Source organism: Hamadaea sp. NPDC050747 (genome assembly GCF_040654195.1).
Lineage (GTDB): Bacteria > Actinomycetota > Actinomycetes > Mycobacteriales > Micromonosporaceae > Hamadaea.
Map to the genome: position 1 here is coordinate 510,466 of NZ_JBFAHM010000001.1, position 17,325 is coordinate 527,790.

The following is a 17,325-nucleotide window of genomic DNA, read 5'->3' on the forward strand; positions in this document are numbered from 1 at the left end:
CTCTGCGGCGAACGGAGCAAGCAAGTGAGTGTCTTTGAGAAGCTCACCCCGGTCCTGACCAAGCGGTGGCTGTCGCCCGACGCGTGGCGCCTGGACGTCTACGAGCAGCTCGACGGGTACGCCGCGCTGCGCAAGGCGCTGCAGGCGCACCCGGACGACCTGATCGCGCTGGTGAAGGACTCCGGTCTGCGGGGACGCGGCGGCGCCGGGTTCCCCACCGGCCTGAAGTGGGGCTTCATCCCGCAGAACGACGGCAAGCCGCACTACCTGGTGATCAACGCCGACGAGGGCGAGCCGGGGACCTGCAAGGACCTGCCGCTGATGACCTACGACCCACACGCGCTGGTCGAGGGCGCCATCATCGCCTCGTACGCCATCCGCGCCAACCGCGCCTTCATCTACATCCGCGGTGAGGCCGTCCACGCGGCGCGCCGGCTGCGGCACGCGGTGCAGGAGGCGTACAAGGCGGGGTATCTCGGCCAGAACATCCTGGGTTCGGGGTTCGACCTCGACCTGGTGGTGCACTCCGGCGCCGGGGCGTACATCTGTGGCGAGGAGACGGCTCTGCTGGACTCGCTGGAGGGCATGCGCGGCCAGCCCCGGCTGCGCCCGCCGTTCCCGGCGACGCACGGCCTGTACGCCTGCCCGACCGTGGTGAACAACGTCGGTACCATCGCCAGCGTCCCGTACATCGTGCTGGGCGGCGCGGCCTGGTGGAAGACGATGGGCACCGAGAAGTCGTCCGGCCCGATGATCTACTCGCTGTCCGGGCGCATTCAGCACCCCGGCCAGTACGAGTGCTCGCTGGGCATCACGCTGCGGGAGCTGATCGAGCTGGCTGGAGGCATGCAGCCCGGCCACAACCTGCGGTTCTGGACGCCGGGTGGCTCGTCGACGCCGCTGCTGACCGCCGAGCACCTCGACGTCCCGCTGGACTTCGACAGCGTCGCGGCGGCCGGCTCGATCCTCGGCACCACGGCGACGCAGATCTTCTCCGATCAGGACTGCCCGGTCTACGCGACCTACCGGTGGCTGGAGTTCTACCACCACGAGTCGTGCGGCAAGTGCACTCCCTGCCGAGAGGGCAACTACTGGATGGTGCGGGTCTACCGCCGCATCCTGTCCGGTCAGGGCTCGCACGAGGACCTGGACACCCTGCTCGACACCGCCGACAACATCCTCGGCCGCTCGTTCTGCGGCCTCGGCGACGGTGCGACCAGCTCGGTGACCAGCTCCCTGCAGTACTTCAAGCAGGATTACCTGGACTACATCGAGGGCCGGAAAGCGCCGAAGCTCTCGGAGAAGGCATTGGCAGGTGCTCACTGATGACGTCCGCCGAAGTAGCCAAGAGCACCGACGAGGTCACTCTCACCATCGACGGGATCGAGGTGACCGCGCCCAAGGGCACGCTGCTCATCCGGGTCGCCGAGAAGATGGGGATCGAGATCCCGCGGTTCTGCGACCACCCGCTGCTGGCCCCGGCCGGCGCCTGCCGCCAGTGCCTCGTGGAGGTCGAGGGGCAGCGCAAGCCGGTCGCCTCCTGTACGCAGACCGTCGCCGACGGCATGGTCGTGCGTACGCACCGGACCAGTGAGGTCGCGCAGAAGGCGCAGTCGGGGATCATGGAGATGCTCCTGATCAACCACCCGCTGGACTGCCCGATGTGCGACAAGGGCGGCGAGTGCCCGTTGCAGAACCAGGCGATGAGCACCGGCCGGACGGATTCGCGGTTCCACGAGCACAAGCGCGAGTACCCCAAGCCGATCAACATCTCCAGCCAGGTGCTGCTGGACCGTGAGCGCTGTGTGCTCTGCCAGCGCTGCACCCGGTTCTCCGAGGAGATCGCCGGGGACAAGTTCATCGACCTGATGGATCGGTCCTCCGCCGAGCAGATCAACGTCTACCGCGACGAGTTCTACGGCGGCGACGGCGACGGCATGTCGATCGACGAGGGCGACGAGCCCTTCAACTCCTACTTCTCCGGCAACACCGTGCAGATCTGCCCGGTCGGCGCACTCACCGGCGCTCAGTACCGGTTCCGGGCGCGGCCGTTCGACCTGGTGTCGTCGCCGAGCGTGTGCGAGCACTGCTCGGCCGGCTGCTCGCAGCGGACCGACCACCGGCGCGGCAAGGTGCTGCGGCGGCTGGCCGGCGAGGACGCGCAGGTCAACGAGGAGTGGAACTGCGACAAGGGCCGGTGGGGTTTCCAGTACGCCACCGCGTTCGATCGCCTCACCACGCCGCTGGTTCGCGACAAGGAGACGGGCGAGCTGCGGTCGGCTAGTTGGAGCGAGGCGCTGACGGTCGCCGCCGAGGGTCTGCGGGCCGCTCGGGACGGGGCGTACGGCGTCGGCGTGCTGACCGGCGGCCGGCTGACCGTCGAAGACGCGTACGCCTACGCGAAGTTCGCGCGGGTGGCGCTCAAGACCAACGACGTGGACTTCCGGGCCCGGCCGCTGTCGACGGAGGAGGCCGACTTCCTCGCCTCCTCGGTCGCCGGTGAGACCTCGGTGACCTACGCCGACCTGGAGAAGGCCCGGCACGTGGTCCTCGTCGGGCTGGAGCCCGAGGAGGAGTGCCCGATCGTCTTCCTGCGCCTGCGCAAGGCGGCGGTCAACAAGCGACTGCGGGTCACCGGGGTCGCCCCGTTCGCCACGCGCGGCCTCGCGAAGCTGTCCGGCACGCTGGTCACCGCCGCCCCGGGTGAGGAGCCCGAGGCGCTGGACCGGATCGTCGGCGTCGACGCGGAGACGATCATCCTCGTGGGCGAGCGGCTCGCCACCGTCCCGGGCGGCTTCTCGGCGGTGGCCGCGTTCGCCGCGCGTACCGGGGCCAAGGTGGCCTGGGTGCCCCGGCGGGCCGGGGACCGCGGTGCGGTCGACGCGGGCTGCCTGCCGAACCTGCTGCCGGGTGGTCGGCCGGTGGCCGACCCGGCGGCGCGCGCGGAGCTGGCGCAGCTGTGGGGCCTGGAGCCGGGGGTGATCTCGAGCCAGGCCGGCAAGGACACCGACGCGATGCTCGCGGCGGCGGCCGACGGCCGGCTGGGCGCGCTGGTCGTGGCCGGGGTGGACCCGGGCGACCTGGCCGACCCGGCGCTGGCTGAGCAAGCTCTGACGAAGGTCGGCTTCCTGGTGAGCCTGGAGATCCGGGCCACCGCGGTGACCCGGCACGCCGATGTGGTTCTGCCGGTCGCGACGACCTCCGAGAAGGCGGGGTCCTTCGTGGACTGGGAGGGCCGGTTGCGGCCGTTCGACCAGGTCTTCGAGTTCACCACGACGCAGGGCGGACGCCAGGCGGCGGCGATGATGGCCGACGCGCGGGTGCTCGACGCGCTCGCCACCGAGCTGGGCGTCACGCTCGGCACGGCGGATGTCACCGCGGTACGCCAGGAGCTGGGCAGCCTGCCCACGACGGCGGCGGACAAGCCGCTGGCCCCGACGTACGCCCCGGCGACGCGACCCACGCTGGCGCCTGGGACGGCGGTCCTGAGCTCGTGGCACTACCTGCTGGACAACGGCAGCCTGCTCGACGGCGACGAGGTGCTGATGGGCACCGCCCGCCCGAGCGTGGCGCGGCTGGCCAAGGCGACCGCGACCGGGTTGGGCGTCGCCGACGGCGACCTCGTCACGGTCAGCACCGAGCGCGGCTCGGTGACGCTGCCGGCGCTCATCACCGACATGCCCGCGGACGTCGTCTGGGTGCCGGCGAACTCGCCGGGCTCGACGGCGAACCGGACGCTCGGCGCCCACTCGGGCGCGGTCGTCACGGTCGCCGCGGGAACCACCGCTGGAGGTGCGCAGTGATCCTCGCCCAGGATCCGACCCTGGAGAACTTCGGCCAAGATCCATGGTGGCTGGTTCTCATCAAGGTCGTCGCGATCTTCGTCTTCCTCGTCGTGATGACGCTGTTCGCCATCTGGTACGAGCGGCGGGTCGTGGCGCGGATGCAGGTCCGGCCCGGACCGAACCGCAACGGCCCCTTCGGCCTGCTGCAGTCCCTCGCCGACGGCCTCAAGCTGGCCTTCAAAGAGGACATCATGCCGAAGCTCGCCGACAAGGCGGTGTTCTTCATCGCCCCGGTGATCTCGACGGTCTGCGCCTTCACGGCGTTCGCGATCATTCCCTTCGGCCCGATGGTCTCGATCTTCGGCACGAGGACGCCACTCCAGCTCACCGACATTCCGGTGGCCGTCCTCCTGGTGCTCGCCTGCTCCGGCATGGGCGTTTACGGGGTGGTGCTCGCGGGTTGGGCCAGCGGCTCGACCTACCCGCTCCTCGGCGGTCTGCGCTCCAGCGCTCAGATGATCTCCTACGAGGTCGCGATGGGCCTGTCGATCGTGGCGGTCTTCATGACGGCCGGCACGATGAGCACCTCGGGGATCGTGGCCGCGCAGGCGAACGGGACCCAGTTCGGATCGTTCACCGCCCCCAGCTGGTACGCGCTCCTGCTGCTGCCGAGCTTCGTGATCTACTTCGTCTCCGCCGTGGGTGAGACCAACCGGGCCCCGTTCGACCTCCCGGAGGCCGAGTCGGAGCTGGTCGGCGGTTTCCACACCGAGTACTCGTCGCTGAAGTTCGCGCTGTTCTTCCTCGCCGAGTACATCAACATGGTGACGGTCTCGGCGCTGTGCACAACGCTCTTCCTGGGCGGCTGGCGCGCGCCGTGGCCGATCAGCCTGTGGGACGGAGCCAACGACAACTGGTGGCCGCTGCTCTGGTTCACGATCAAGGTCCTGCTGCTGCTGTTCGTCTTCGTCTGGCTGCGGGGCACACTGCCCCGGCTGCGGTACGACCAGTTCATGCGGTTCGGCTGGAAGGTGCTCATTCCGGCCAACCTGATCTGGATCCTGGCCCTGTCCGGCATCAAGACGCTGCAGAACAGCAACGCGACGCGTACGCAGACGCTGCTGTGGCTGGGCGCGGCAGTCGTCGTCCTGATGGCGATCGCACTGCTGTGGCCGTCGAAGAAGGAGCCGACCCCGCTGACCCTGGACGAACAGGTCGCGCAGCGTCCGGCGGGAAGTTTCCCGCTGCCGCCGCTGGACCTGGTCGTGCCGGTCAACCCGCGGGCGAAGCGGATCTCGGCCGACCGCGCTTCGGCCGGGACCGACAACGACCAGCCGGTGGGTTCCGGCGCGAAGGAGGCGTGAGATGGGTGCCTTCACCGGAATGGCCAAGGGCTTCGGGGTCACCTTCTCGCACATGTTCAAGAAGGTCGTGACCACGGAGTACCCGGAGAAGCCGGACGCCACCGCGCCGCGCTTCCACGGCCGGCACGTCCTCAACCGGCATCCGGACGGACTGGAGAAGTGCATCGGGTGCGAGCTGTGCGCCTGGGCCTGCCCGGCCGACGCGATCTACGTGGAGGGTGGCGACAACACCGAACAGGCCCGGTTCTCCCCGGGCGAGCGGTACGCCAGCATCTACCAGATCAACTACGCCCGGTGCATCTTCTGCGGCCTGTGCATCGAAGCGTGCCCGACTCGCTCGCTGACCATGAGCAACGAGTACGAGTTGGCCCGCGACGACCGCCGGGACCTCATCTTCACGAAGGAGCAGCTGCTCGCGCCGCTGCTGCCGGGCATGGAGCAGCCGCCGCACCCGATGTTCCTGGGTGAGACGGAGAAGGACTACTACCTGAGCGGGCCGACGAACCCGGGCGTCTCGGTGGGAGCTGAGGGGCGATGATTAGCGCACTCCAATTGGCCGCCGCGGCCGGGGAAGTCGGCACCTCCGAGAAGGTCGTCTTCTTCATCCTGGCCCCGATCGCGCTCATCGGTGCGATCGGCATGGTCGCCAGCCGCAACGCGGTGCACTCCGCGCTCTGGCTGGTGCTCACCATGCTCTGTCTGGGCGTCTTCTACATCGTGCAGGCCGGGCCGTTCATCGGCATGACGCAGATCATCGTCTACACCGGCGCGATCATGATGCTGTTCCTCTTCGTGCTGATGCTGGTCGGCCGGGACGCGTCGGATGCCGTGATCGAGACATTGCGCGGTCAGCAGACCGCCGCGATCATCCTCGGCGTCGGCTTCGCCGGTCTGCTCGGCACCGGGCTGCTGCGGGTCGTCGAGAAGATGACGGTCACCGGGCTCGACGAGGCGAACGCCAAGGGCAACGTCCAGGGCCTCGCCTCGTTGTTGTTCACCAAGTACGTCTTCGCCTTCGAGATCTCCAGCGCGCTGCTCATCACCGCCGCGGTCGGCGCGATGCTGCTGGCGCACGTCGAGAAGCGTAAGGAAGACAAGATCAGCCAGCCGGAGATGATGCGGGCGCGGTTCGCGCCGGGCAACTACCCCGGCCCCAAGCCGGGTCCGGGCGTGTTCGCCTCCTCCGACTCGGTCGCCACCCCGGCGAAGCTGCCGGACGGTACGCCCGCCCAGCGCAGCATCTCGCCGATCCTGCCGACCCGGGAGCTCACGGCCGCCGAGGTCGCCGACAAGCACACGGAAGGCCGGTGATCTAGATGACTCCCATGTGGTACATCGTCCTCTCGGCGGCACTGTTCACCATCGGTGCGGTGGGCGTACTGATCCGCCGGAACGCGATCGTCCTCTTCATGTGCATCGAGCTCATGCTGAACGCGGCCAACCTCGCGCTGGTCACGTTCAGCCGGATCAACGGCTCGCTGGACGGTCAGATCATGGCGTTCTTCTCCATGGTCATCGCCGCGGCCGAGGTCGTCGTCGGCCTCGCCATCATCATGGCCATCTTCCGCACGCGACGCTCCGCCAGCGTCGATGACGCGAACCTGCTGAAGTACTGAGGTCGCAATGCAGACATTGATCACCCTGGTGGTGGCGATCCCGGCGGTCAGCGCGGCGTTCCTGCTGCTGTCGGGCAAGCTGACCAACAAGTGGGGACACTGGCTCGGCGTACTCGCGACGGCGACGTCGTTCGTGCTCGGCCTGGTCGCCTTCATCCGTCTCGCCGATCTGCCCTCCGACAATCGCGAAGTCTCGGTGCACCTGTGGGACTTCATCCAGTCCGGGAAGCTGGACGTCGGGTTCGGCCTGCTGTTCGACCCGCTGTCCGCGGTCTTCGTGCTGCTGATCACCGGCGTGGGCTCGCTCATCCACCTGTACGCCGTGGGCTACATGGCGCACGACGAGGGACGCCGCCGCTTCTTCGGGTACTTCAACCTGTTCGTCGCGGCGATGCTCCTGCTGGTGCTGGGCAACAACTACGTGATGCTCTACCTCGGCTGGGAGGGCGTCGGTCTGGCGTCGTACCTGCTGATCTCGTTCTGGTACAACCGGAACTCGGCCGCGACCGCCGGCAAGAAGGCCTTCCTGATGAACCGGGTCGGTGACGCGGGCTTCGCCCTCGGCATCTTCCTGATGTTCTTCACGCTCGGGACGACCGACTACGACAAGGTCTTCGAGGGCGTGGGCGGCCTGGCCGCCGGCACGGTTCTGATGATGGGCCTGCTGCTCCTGTTGGGCGCGACCGGCAAGTCCGGCCAGTTCCCGCTGCAGTCCTGGCTTCCGGACGCGATGGAGGGCCCGACTCCGGTCTCCGCCCTCATCCACGCCGCGACGATGGTGACCGCCGGTGTGTACCTGATCGCGCGGTCGAACCCGATCTTCTCGGCCAACCCGACGCTTCAGACCGTGGTCGTGAGCGTCGGAGCGCTGACGCTGTTGCTCGGCTGCATCATCGGCTGCGCCAAGGACGACATCAAGCGCGTTCTGGCCTGGTCGACCGTCAGCCAGATCGGCTACATGTTCCTGGGCGTCGGACTCGGCGGGGTGGCGTACGCCCTGGCGATCATCCACCTGCTCGCGCACGGCTTCTTCAAGGCCAACATGTTCCTCGGCGCGGGTTCGGTCATGCACGGGATGAACGACCAGACCGACATCCGCCGTTTCGGCGGGCTGGCCAAGTACATGCGGATCACCTGGCTGACCTTCATGATGGGCTGGCTGGCGATCATCGGCATCCCGCCGCTGTCGGGCTTCTTCACCAAGGACCCGATCATCGAGGCGGCGTTCAACCGTCCCGGGTGGACGGGCTGGCTCTTCGGTGGCGCGGCGCTGCTGGGCGCGGGTCTGACGGCGTTCTACATGACGCGGTTGTTCGTCCTCACCTTCCACGGCCCCAAGCGGTGGACGGAAGACATCGAGCACCCGCACGAGTCGCCGGCGATCATGACGATCCCGCTGATCTTCCTGGCCATCGGCTCGATCGTGGCCGGTTACCTCATGACACTGGACGACAGCGTCGTGAATTGGCTGACTCCAGTGGTGGATCCGGAGGGTGTCACGGAGGAGGTGCATCGGGTCAGCGCGACAACCGGCGCGCTGCTCTCGGTGGCCTTCACCGTCGTCGGTGCCGGCTTCGCGTACCTGCTGTTCCGCCGGGGCACCGCGCTGGTCGAGCAACCGGCCGGGCCGGTCGTCACCGCGGCCCGGAACAACCTGTACGCGGACGCCTTCAACGAGGCGGTCTTCGAGAAGCCCGGCCGCTGGCTCACCCGGGGCCTGGTCTTCCTCGACAACCGTGGCGTGGACGGGTTGGTGAACGGCCTGGCCGCGCTGACCGGCGGCGGGTCGAGCCGGCTCCGGCGGCTCCAGAACGGTTTCGTGCGCTCCTACGCGCTGTCCATGCTCACCGGCGCGCTCGTGGTCGTGGGCGCGTTCCTGATGGTCACGCTCTGATGGCGAGGTTGTGATGTACCTGTCGATCATGACGGCGGCGCCGCTGGCCGGTGCGATCGCCGTGGCCTGTCTGCCGCGGAGTCGCGGCGCCCTGGCCAAGCTGATCGCGCTGGTGGTGTCGCTGGCAGTGCTCGTCGTCGCGGTGGTGGCCTGGTTCAAGTTCCAGCCCGGCGGCGACCGGCTCCAGCTCACCGAGAGCTACACCTGGATCCCGGCCTGGGGTGCCCGGTTCAGCTTCGGCGCGGACGGCATCGCCCTGGTGATGCTCGGCCTGATCGCGCTGCTGGTGCCGCTGGTGATCATCGCCAGCTGGAACCACGCCGAGCAGGAGAGCCGGCGCTCCGTACCGGCGTTCTTCGCGCTGCTGCTGTTCCTCGAGGGCTCGATGATCGGCGTCTTCGCCGCCACCGACGTCCTGCTGTTCTACGTGTTCTTCGAGATCATGCTGGTTCCGATGTACTTCCTGATCGGCTCCTACGGCGCGGACGTGCCGCAGAAGCAGCGGCAGTACGCGGCGGTGAAGTTCTTCCTGTACTCCCTGGTCGGCGGTCTGTTCATGCTGGCCGCCGTGATCGGCCTGTGGGTGCTGGGCGGGCACACCTTCGACTGGCAGACGCTCACGAGCGTCGAGTTCTCCCGGGGCGCCGGCCGGTGGATGTTCCTCGGGTTCTTCCTCGCCTTCGCGATCAAGGCCCCGTTCTTCCCGTTCCACACCTGGCTGCCGGACGCCGGTGGGGCCGCCCCCGCCGGGGTGGCTGCGCTGCTCGTCGGCGTCATGGACAAGGTCGGGACGTTCGGCATCCTGCGGTACTGCCTGACGCTGTTCCCGGAGGCGTCGAAGTACTTCGCCCCGCTGGCGATCACGCTGTCGGTGGTCGGCATCCTGTACGCCGCGCTGCTGGCGGTCGGTCAGAACGACCTGAAGCGGCTGGTGGCGTACACGTCGATCGCGCACTTCGGGTTCATCGGGGTCGGCATCTTCGCCTTCACCACGCAGGCGGCCACCGGTGCGGTGCTCTACATGCTGAACCACGGGCTCGCGACCGGACTGCTGTTCCTCGTCGTCGGCATGCTGGTCTCCCGGCGCGGCAGCGCCGCGATCAGCGACTTCGGCGGTGCGGGCAAGCTGGTTCCGGCGCTCGCCGGGGTCTTCTTCTTCGCGGGAATGGCGTCGCTGGCCCTTCCCGGGCTCGCGCCCTTCGTCTCCGAGTTCCTGGTGCTGATCGGCACGTTCACGGTCAACAAGACGGCGGCCGTGATCGCCACCGTCGGCATCATCCTCGCGGCGGCGTACGTGCTCTGGATGTTCCAGCGCACGATGCAGGGCACGCTCAACCCGACGCTGAAGGAGGTCAGCGGACTGCGCCAGGACATCTCCAAGCGGGAGATCCTGGTCGTCGCGCCGCTGATCGCGCTGCTGCTGGTCCTCGGCTTCTACCCGAAGCCGGTCCTCGACGTGATCAACCCGGCGGTGTCGGTCACCCTGCAGCAGGACCTGGGCGTGCAGGACCCCGCACCAACCCACTCCACGACTGAGGCGGGCAAGTAATGGACAACCTCACTCTGCCGCACCTGAACTACGCGGCACTGGCGCCGATGCTGATCCTGTTCGGCGCGGCGTGCGTCGGGATCCTCGTCGACGCCTTCGTGCCGCGGAAGGGCCGGTACGGCGTACAGCTGATCGTGGCGCTGGCCGGACTGATCGCCGCGTTCTTCGCGATCATCGCCCGGATCGGCAAGGTGACCGCCGACAACGCGGTCACCGCCGGCGGCGCGGTCGCGGTGGACAAGGCGGCGCTCTTCCTGCAGGGCGCGATCGTGGTGCTGGGCGCGGTGGCGCTGCTCCTCATCGCGGAGCGCTCGCTGGAGCGGGGTGGCCCGTTCGTGGCCCAGGCCGCGATCACCGTCGGCTCCGAGGCCGACCAGCAGCAGGCCAAGACGGCGAACGGCGCGACGGAGACCTTCCCGCTCGCACTGTTCTCGCTGTCCGGCATGATGCTCTTCGTCGCCTCGAACGACCTGCTGACGATGTTCATCGCGCTCGAGGTCTTCTCGCTGCCGCTCTACCTGCTGTGCGCGCTGGCCCGTCGTCGGCGGCTGATCTCGCAGGAAGCCGCGCTGAAGTACTTCCTGCTCGGGGCGTACGCGTCGGCGTTCTTCCTGTTCGGCCTGGCGATGCTCTACGGGTACGCCGGTGGCGTGGGCTTCGCCCAGATCCACGCGGCCGCCCAGGAGAGCAAGAACCCCGTCGTCCTCCTGTACGCCGGCCTGGCGCTGCTCTCCATCGGTCTGCTCTTCAAGGCCGCGGCGGCGCCGTTCCACGTCTGGACGCCGGACGTCTACCAGGGTGCGCCGACGCCGATCACCGCCCTGATGGCGGCGTGCACCAAGGTGGCAGCCTTCGGCGGTCTGCTGCGGGTGCTCTACGTCGGCTTCGACCGCGTCGAGTGGCAGTACGCCCCGATCATCTCCGCCGTGGCAGCACTCACCATGATCGTCGGGGCGATCCTCGCGGTCACTCAGACCGACATCAAGCGGCTGCTGGCGTACTCGGCGATCGCCAATGCCGGATATCTGCTGGTCGGTGTCATGGGCAGCAGCAAGGACGGGCTGTCGAGCGTCATGTTCTACCTCGTCGCGTACGGGTTCACGGTGATCGCGGCGTTCGCCGTGGTGACCTTGGTCCGCGACGCCGACGGCGAGGCGACGCACCTGTCCCGCTGGGCCGGGCTCGGCCGCCGGTCGCCGTTCTACGCGACGGTCTTCACGGTGATCCTGCTGTCCTTCGCCGGTATCCCGCTGACCAGCGGCTTCACCGCGAAGTTCGCCGTCTTCTCGGCGGCCGGCGGCGGCGACCAGTCGTGGCTGATCATCGTCGGTGTGGTGAGCAGCATGATCCTCGCCTTCCCGTACCTGCGGGTGGTGGTCATGATGTGGCTGTCCGAGCCGGGCGAGTCCACGCCGTCGGTGTCCATCCCGGGCGCTCTCACGGCGGCCGCGCTCGTCATCGGCGTGGTCATCACGGTCGCGGCCGGCGTCGTGCCGCAGCCGCTCATCGAACTGACGACACAAGCGGCGAGTTTCGTCCGCTGACGCCCAACACGACCGCCCCCAGGGATGATCTGCTGATCAGCCCCGGGGGCGGACGCGTACGGGCAGGGGCATGCTGGACGGGGGACGGCAGTATGACAGGGTGGGGGACGTGGTGAACACGGCTGGTGGACGAACGGGGCTCGGCTTCCCCGACTCCGAACTGGAGTCGGAGGTCACCGCCGCGCTCGTGCGGGTGGAGGATCGCATCGTCGAGGCGGTGGACAGCGCCGATCCGTTCGTGGCGGAGGCGGCGCGGCACCTGCTCGACGCCGGGGGCAAGCGCTTCCGGCCGCTCCTGGTCATCCTGACCGGCTACTTCGGCAAGCCCGATCCGGACCGGATCGCCGACGCCGGGGCGGTCATGGAGCTGACGCATCTGGCGACGCTCTATCACGACGACGTGATGGACGAGGCGAAGCTGCGGCGCAGTGCGCCGAGCGCGAACGCTCGCTGGGGCAACTCGCTGGCCATCCTGGTCGGCGACTACCTGTTCGCACGAGCCGCCGAGCTCGCGGCCAACCTCGGCACCGAGGCGGTCAAGCTCCAGGCCCAGACGTTCGCCCGGCTTGTGCACGGCCAGATCGCCGAGACCATCGGCCCGCGCGAGGCCGACCCGATCGACCACCATCTGCGTGTCCTGGCCGAGAAGACGGGTTCGTTGATCGCGACCTCGGCCCGGCTCGGCGGCATGGTGTCGGGGGTCGAGGAGCCGCTGCTCGGCGCGCTGAGCGAGTACGGCGAGACCATCGGCATCGCTTTCCAGCTCTCCGACGACCTGCTGGACATCGCCAGCGAGTCCGCGCAGTCCGGCAAGACGCCGGGCACGGACCTGCGCGAAGGCGTGCCGACGCTGCCCGTCCTCTACGCGCTCGCGGACGAGGACGCCTCGCCCGACGCCCAGCGCCTGCGCGAGATCCTCGCCCTCGGGCCGCTCACCGACGACGCTCTCCACGCGGAGGCGCTCGGCCTGCTGCGGGACTCGGCCGCGCTGAAGCGCGCCCGGCAGACAGTCCACGGGTACGCCGACAGAGCGCGCGACGCCTTGACGGCGCTACCGGACCTGCCCGCGCGGACGGCTCTGGCCGGGCTGTGCGACGTGGTGGCCGACCGGAGCAGCTGAGCCGGCGTCAGAAGGTGATGGGGGTAGGCGCTCCGGTCTGAGTGAGCGCCTGCCGCAGGTGCAGCGCGGTCTGCTGCAGCCGGGTGCGGACCAGGGTCGCCTTCTTCTGCAGGTCCCCGGCCGGCGTGGCACAGGCGATCACGAATCGCTGACTCTCGTCGCGATGCGTCCGGATGAGGACCGAGCCGCAGGCCATCTCGGGGCGGTACTGCGCGATCTCGATCTGCATGCCGAGGCGTTCACCTCGAGCCAGGTCGGCCTCCAGGGTCTGCACCGACACCAGGGTGTTCCGAGTGAATCTCCGGAGCCCGGACAACTCCAGGTAACGGCGTCGCTGCACCGGGTTGAGCGTATTGAGCAGTGATTTGCCGAGCGCCGTCGCGTGCGCTCCCTCGTCGAAGCCGGGCACGAGGTCTTCGACGTACGGCGAGTTGCGCCCTTCGGCCACGGCGGTGATGACGATCCGCTTGTCGACGAAGCTGCCCAGGAAGTGGCTGTAGCCGGACTCCCAGGCGGCGCGGCGGAGCACCTCGCCGACGGCGCTGGGACCACGGAAGGCGTTGACCAACTCCCGGAACCGGTCGGCGACCTCCAGCCCCGTCGTGTACGCCCCGTCGGAGAGCCGTGTCAGGTATCCCTCGTAGTGCAGCGTCCGAACCAAGTGGTACGCGCTCGTCGCGCTCATGTCGCAGCGGTTGGCGATCTGTTTGACCGACAGTCCGGTGGGCTCGCGCCCGACGGCTTCCAGGATCCGTAGCGCCCGGGAGACGCTCTGCACGAGATTCGGCGGCTCCGCCCGGGGCTCACGCATGGCCTCTCCTCAATCACGGTGGGTGACATCGGCTTCCGGTCTTCAAGAATAGGCGGAAACAGGTGTGGCAGTCGACGCCCTCAACGAGAAGAGCGCCGACTGCCACGAAGGTTTGTCGGGAATGGATGGTTAGCGGCCGATCGATCGGCCGTCCGGGTGCCACACGACCGCGATGCCAGGCTTCGCGTGGTCGCCGTCGGGCCACACCGAGGCCGGGCGGTCCCAGCTGGCTCCGCTGATCTCGCCCGGGTGCTGGACGGCGACGAACAGCGACTCGCCGTCGCCGGTCAGCGCCGGGCCGCAGGTCTCCGCGCCCTTCGGGACGGTGAGGAACTGCTTGAGATGCCCGGCCTCCGGACCCGACAGCGGCACGGCGAACAAGCCGTCGTTGGTGCCGAAGGCGTTGCCGTCGGTGGAGATCCACAGATTGCCGGAGCGGTCGAACATGACGTTGTCGGGGCAGGAGATGCGGGAGACCTTGGTCTTGTCGTAGCCGGCGAAGTAGGTCGCCGGGTCGGCGGGATCGCCGCAGACGATCGGAATCGACCAGGTGAAGGTCGTGCCGGCGTGGTTGCCCCCGTCCTCGACCAACTCCAGGATGTGCCCGTGCTTGTTGACGTTGCGCGGGTTCACCTCGTCCGCGGGCGCCTTGTCGGCCGTGCCGCGCTGGGTGTTGTTGGTCAGCGCGACGTAGATGCGCCCGGTGACCGGGTTGGCCTCGACGTCCTCCGGACGGTCCATCTTGGTCGGCCCGATCTTGTCGGCGGCCAGGCGGGTGTGCACCAGCACCTGCTCGACGGTCATGCCCTCGACCATCGACCGGTTGTCCCGGACCAGCGGCAGCCAGACGCCCGAGCCGTCGAACGCGCCGTCGCCGGGCAGCCTGCCGGAGCCGTCGATGTCGGCGGCGCTGGTGTAGCGGAACTTCGCGACGTAGAGGTCACCCGACTCCAGCAGGGTCAGGTTGTGCCGCTTGTCGCCCGGCCGGTACCGCTTGTGGGAGACGAACTTGTAGAGGTAGTCGAAGCGCTCGTCGTCGCCCATGTAGACGGCCACCCGGCCGTCCGGTGCGATCACGATGTTCGCGGCCTCATGCTTGAACCGGCCCAACGCGGTGTGCTTGCGCGGGGTGGAGTCCGGGTCGAACGGATCCACCTCGACGATCCAGCCGAACCGGTTGGCCTCGTTCGGAGTGACCGTGAGATCGAAGCGGGGGTCGGCCTTGTCCCACATCCGGGAACCGGACGGGTAGCGGACCGCCGTGCTGATGCCGTACCGGTCGAGGCTGTCCTTGGCCTCCTCGGGCGCGCCGTCGGCGCCGACGAAGTACTGGTTGAAGTTCTCCTCGCCGGACAGCACCGTGCCCCACGGCGTGACGCCGCCGGAGCAGTTGTTGAGGGTGCCGATGACGGTCCGGCCCGCCGGGTCCGCCGCCGTACGCACCGACGCCGTGCCGGCGACGGGTCCGGTCAGCCGGAACTTCGTCGAGAGAGCGGTGATCCGGCGGTTGTAGGCGCGCCGGCCGTGGGTCACGGGACGCCACTGGCCGGTGCCCAGCACCCGCTCGATCTCCACCACGGACATGCCGTGCGCGGCGATCGCCGTCTTCTGCTGCTCGACCGTGAGGTTCGCCAGCCCGGTGAACCCCGGGAACATGAGCTCCTCGTTGGTGTACTCGTGGTTGCACACGAGCAGCGCGTGCCGGTCGGAGTGGTCCAGCGGCAGGATCGCGACGAAGTCGTTGTTGTAGCCGAACTGCTTCTCCTGCGCGGCCGGCGACTGCTGGTACGCGTCGAAGGCGGGCGCACCCGGCACGACGGCGTCGCCCCAGCGGATCACGACGCTCTGGGCGTACCCGGCGGCGACGGTCAGCGCGTCGGCGGTGTTCGGTTCGACGGCGCCGAAGGTCAACGGTTGCGGACCCCGGCCCGGCCGCCAGCCGTTCGCCGCGCTCTCGGCCTCACCGGATGCGGCGGACGCGGCCTCCGGCGCCCCGGCGACCCCGGCTCCGGCCAGGCCCAGCACGATCGCACCGGCACCCGCCGCCTGCAGCACCCCCCGCCGCGAGACCTCGGCCCGGGCCATGTCACCGAAGTACTCGTTGCCTGACTCGTTCGGCACCGGGTGGTCGCACGCGTTGCCACAGCGATAGAGGCACGTCATGGCGGACCGGCTGCCGCCGCTGTGCCCGGTGCTAAGCAGTGGGAGAGGTTTCCGTGTCATGAGGCCGGACGCTAGGGGCGACAGGTGATCCACCGTCGGCCGCCGCGTGAACGGCGATTGAACGCTGCCTGGTCAGGTGGGCGAAGCCGTCCGCGCTGAAGATGCCCAGAGCCAGCCAGACCAGGGCGAAACCGATCCACCGGGCGGTCGGCATCGGCTCGTGGAACCAGAAGACGCCCAGTCCGAACTGGATGATCGGGCCGATGTACTGGAGCATTCCGATGCCGTACAGCGGGATCCGGTTGGCCGCTCCGGCGAACATCATCAGCGGAACCACGGTCGCGATGCCCGAGAAGACGAGCAGCGAGGTGTGCAGCGTCCCGGCCGAGCCGAACGAGCCGTCGCGCAGGGTCATCAGGTAGACCAGTGCGGGGAGGGCCAGTACCGCCGACTCCAGCAGCAGCCCGTCGGCCGGCGGGAGGCCCACCCGCTTCTTGACCAGTCCGTACAGGCCGAACGAGCAGGCCAGAGTCAACGCGATCCAAGGCAGCCGCCCGTAGTCGACGGCGAGCACGACGACCGAGACGACACCGACCCCGACGGCGAGCCACTGCCCTCGGCGAAGGCGCTCATGCAGCACAACGACGCCGAGCATGATGACCACGAGCGGGGTGATGAAGTAGCCCAGCGCGGTCTCGACGACTCGGGAGCTGTTCACGCCGTAGATGTAGGTGCCCCAGTTGACCGCGATGAGCGTGGCGGCGAGCGCCATCGCCGCCAGCCGTTTGGGCTGTCGTCGAAGTCCGGCCACAGCCCGCCACCGACCCAGGACCGTCGCGATGAGGGTGACGGTCGCCAGGGACCACACCACCCGGTGCGCGAGGATCTCCACCGCCCCGGCCGCCTGGAGGTGCTTGAAGTAGAGGGGAAAGAACCCCCACATCACGTACGCCCCGATGCCCAGGAGGTAGCCACGACGGACTTCGTTCACCGGCCAACCCTATGCCTGACGAGGCGTACGTGATGATCACCGTGTCCTCCGTCACCGGGGACCGCGGTGGGCGTACCAGCGGATTGTCAGTCCTTGTCGCGGACGGCGAGGTTGACCACCCAGCTGATGAGCCCGACGACCAGGGCGCCGAGCACCGCGGACAGGAAGTTGTCGACGTGGAACGGCAGACCGAGCTGGCCGGCGATCCAACTCGCGAGCAGGAACAACAGGCCGTTGACGACGAGCGCGATCAGACCGAGGGTGAACACGTAGAACGCGCAGCCGACGGTCTTGACGATCGGCCGCAACACCGCGTTGACCACGCCGAAGATCGCGGCGACCGCGACTACCGTGCCGATCTGCCCGAGGACCGAGTCGGTGGTGAGCCGGATGCCACTGATCAGGAGCGTGGCGATCCACAGTGCGACCGCGCTGACCGCCAACCGGAGGAGGATGCCCATCCGCGCATAGTGCCATAAGGCCGCACA

Annotated in this window: 14 protein-coding genes; 10 read left to right on the forward strand and 4 right to left on the reverse strand. The window is 68.8% G+C overall.

The window, feature by feature from the left end:
• Positions 1 to 24: 24 nt before the first annotated feature.
• From nuoF to AB0H43_RS02475, 10 genes are all read left to right on the forward strand, one after another.
• Entirely contained in the window at positions 25 to 1,326 is a 1,302-nt protein-coding gene (nuoF, locus tag AB0H43_RS02430; RefSeq protein ID WP_359995174.1) for an NADH-quinone oxidoreductase subunit NuoF, read from the forward strand.
• Positions 1,326 to 3,803, forward strand: a complete 2,478-nt coding sequence (locus AB0H43_RS02435; protein ID WP_359995177.1) for an NADH-quinone oxidoreductase subunit G — start codon at positions 1,326 to 1,328, stop codon at positions 3,801 to 3,803. The genes nuoF and AB0H43_RS02435 overlap by 1 nt, the downstream gene beginning before the upstream one ends.
• Positions 3,800 to 5,149: an NADH-quinone oxidoreductase subunit NuoH gene (gene nuoH, locus AB0H43_RS02440; RefSeq protein WP_359995180.1), complete on the forward strand. Its 1,350-nt coding sequence runs from the start codon at positions 3,800 to 3,802 to the stop codon at positions 5,147 to 5,149. Before AB0H43_RS02435 ends, nuoH begins: the two co-directional genes overlap by 4 nt.
• 1 nt (position 5,150) lies before the next feature.
• Positions 5,151 to 5,687: an NADH-quinone oxidoreductase subunit NuoI gene (gene nuoI, locus AB0H43_RS02445; RefSeq protein ID WP_359995183.1), complete on the forward strand. Its 537-nt coding sequence runs from the start codon at positions 5,151 to 5,153 to the stop codon at positions 5,685 to 5,687.
• Positions 5,684 to 6,460 (forward strand): NADH-quinone oxidoreductase subunit J, encoded by a 777-nt coding sequence (locus AB0H43_RS02450; protein ID WP_359995186.1) that lies wholly within the window; start codon positions 5,684 to 5,686, stop codon positions 6,458 to 6,460. Before nuoI ends, AB0H43_RS02450 begins: the two co-directional genes overlap by 4 nt.
• A 5-nt stretch (positions 6,461 to 6,465) precedes the next feature.
• Entirely contained in the window at positions 6,466 to 6,765 is a 300-nt protein-coding gene (gene nuoK, locus AB0H43_RS02455) for an NADH-quinone oxidoreductase subunit NuoK (RefSeq protein WP_359995189.1), read from the forward strand.
• Between the two features lie 7 nt (positions 6,766 to 6,772).
• Positions 6,773 to 8,659, forward strand: a complete 1,887-nt coding sequence (gene nuoL, locus AB0H43_RS02460) for an NADH-quinone oxidoreductase subunit L (RefSeq protein ID WP_359995191.1) — start codon at positions 6,773 to 6,775, stop codon at positions 8,657 to 8,659.
• A 13-nt stretch (positions 8,660 to 8,672) separates the two neighbouring features.
• A complete protein-coding gene (locus AB0H43_RS02465; RefSeq protein ID WP_359995193.1) occupies positions 8,673 to 10,208 on the forward strand; it encodes an NADH-quinone oxidoreductase subunit M in 1,536 nt (511 codons plus the stop codon).
• Positions 10,208 to 11,752, forward strand: coding sequence for an NADH-quinone oxidoreductase subunit NuoN (gene nuoN, locus AB0H43_RS02470; protein ID WP_359995195.1), 1,545 nt, complete (start codon positions 10,208 to 10,210; stop codon positions 11,750 to 11,752). The genes AB0H43_RS02465 and nuoN overlap by 1 nt, the downstream gene beginning before the upstream one ends.
• 160 nt (positions 11,753 to 11,912) lie before the next feature.
• Positions 11,913 to 12,872 carry a polyprenyl synthetase family protein gene (locus AB0H43_RS02475; RefSeq protein WP_359995771.1) on the forward strand — a complete coding sequence of 320 codons (960 nt, stop codon included), beginning with the start codon at positions 11,913 to 11,915 and terminating at the stop codon, positions 12,870 to 12,872.
• A gap of 7 nt (positions 12,873 to 12,879) precedes the next feature.
• On the opposite strand, the gene AB0H43_RS02480 is transcribed toward AB0H43_RS02475, so the two are convergent.
• The 4 genes from AB0H43_RS02480 to AB0H43_RS02495 all read right to left on the reverse strand — a co-directional run bounded on the left by AB0H43_RS02480 (position 12,880) and on the right by AB0H43_RS02495 (position 17,298).
• Positions 12,880 to 13,683 carry a helix-turn-helix domain-containing protein gene (locus AB0H43_RS02480; protein ID WP_359995198.1) on the reverse strand — a complete coding sequence of 268 codons (804 nt, stop codon included), beginning with the start codon at positions 13,681 to 13,683 and terminating at the stop codon, positions 12,880 to 12,882.
• A 129-nt stretch (positions 13,684 to 13,812) separates the two neighbouring features.
• The gene (locus AB0H43_RS02485) at positions 13,813 to 15,906 is read right to left on the reverse strand and encodes a PhoX family phosphatase (RefSeq protein ID WP_359995201.1); all 2,094 of its coding nucleotides are present in this window, start codon (positions 15,904 to 15,906) and stop codon (positions 13,813 to 13,815) included.
• A complete protein-coding gene (gene rarD, locus AB0H43_RS02490) occupies positions 15,878 to 16,837 on the reverse strand; it encodes an EamA family transporter RarD (protein WP_359995204.1) in 960 nt (319 codons plus the stop codon). The genes AB0H43_RS02485 and rarD overlap by 29 nt, the downstream gene beginning before the upstream one ends.
• Before the next feature lie 86 nt (positions 16,838 to 16,923).
• Entirely contained in the window at positions 16,924 to 17,298 is a 375-nt protein-coding gene (locus AB0H43_RS02495) for a phage holin family protein (RefSeq protein WP_359995207.1), read from the reverse strand.
• Positions 17,299 to 17,325 lie beyond the last annotated feature (27 nt).

What these genes read in the sequence shown, in the direction of transcription:
- AB0H43_RS02480 (WP_359995198.1), bottom strand. Translation starts at nt 13,683, where the DNA reads ATGCGTGAGCCCCGGGCGGAGCCGCCGAATCTCGTGCAGAGCGTCTCC.
- AB0H43_RS02495 (WP_359995207.1), bottom strand. Translation starts at nt 17,298, where the DNA reads ATGGGCATCCTCCTCCGGTTGGCGGTCAGCGCGGTCGCACTGTGGATC.
- nuoK (WP_359995189.1), top strand. Translation starts at nt 6,466, where the DNA reads ATGACTCCCATGTGGTACATCGTCCTCTCGGCGGCACTGTTCACCATC.
- AB0H43_RS02435 (WP_359995177.1), top strand. Translation starts at nt 1,326, where the DNA reads ATGACGTCCGCCGAAGTAGCCAAGAGCACCGACGAGGTCACTCTCACC.
- nuoN (WP_359995195.1), top strand. Translation starts at nt 10,208, where the DNA reads ATGGACAACCTCACTCTGCCGCACCTGAACTACGCGGCACTGGCGCCG.
- AB0H43_RS02465 (WP_359995193.1), top strand. Translation starts at nt 8,673, where the DNA reads ATGTACCTGTCGATCATGACGGCGGCGCCGCTGGCCGGTGCGATCGCC.
- AB0H43_RS02485 (WP_359995201.1), bottom strand. Translation starts at nt 15,906, where the DNA reads ATGACACGGAAACCTCTCCCACTGCTTAGCACCGGGCACAGCGGCGGC.
- AB0H43_RS02450 (WP_359995186.1), top strand. Translation starts at nt 5,684, where the DNA reads ATGATTAGCGCACTCCAATTGGCCGCCGCGGCCGGGGAAGTCGGCACC.
- nuoI (WP_359995183.1), top strand. Translation starts at nt 5,151, where the DNA reads ATGGGTGCCTTCACCGGAATGGCCAAGGGCTTCGGGGTCACCTTCTCG.
- nuoL (WP_359995191.1), top strand. Translation starts at nt 6,773, where the DNA reads ATGCAGACATTGATCACCCTGGTGGTGGCGATCCCGGCGGTCAGCGCG.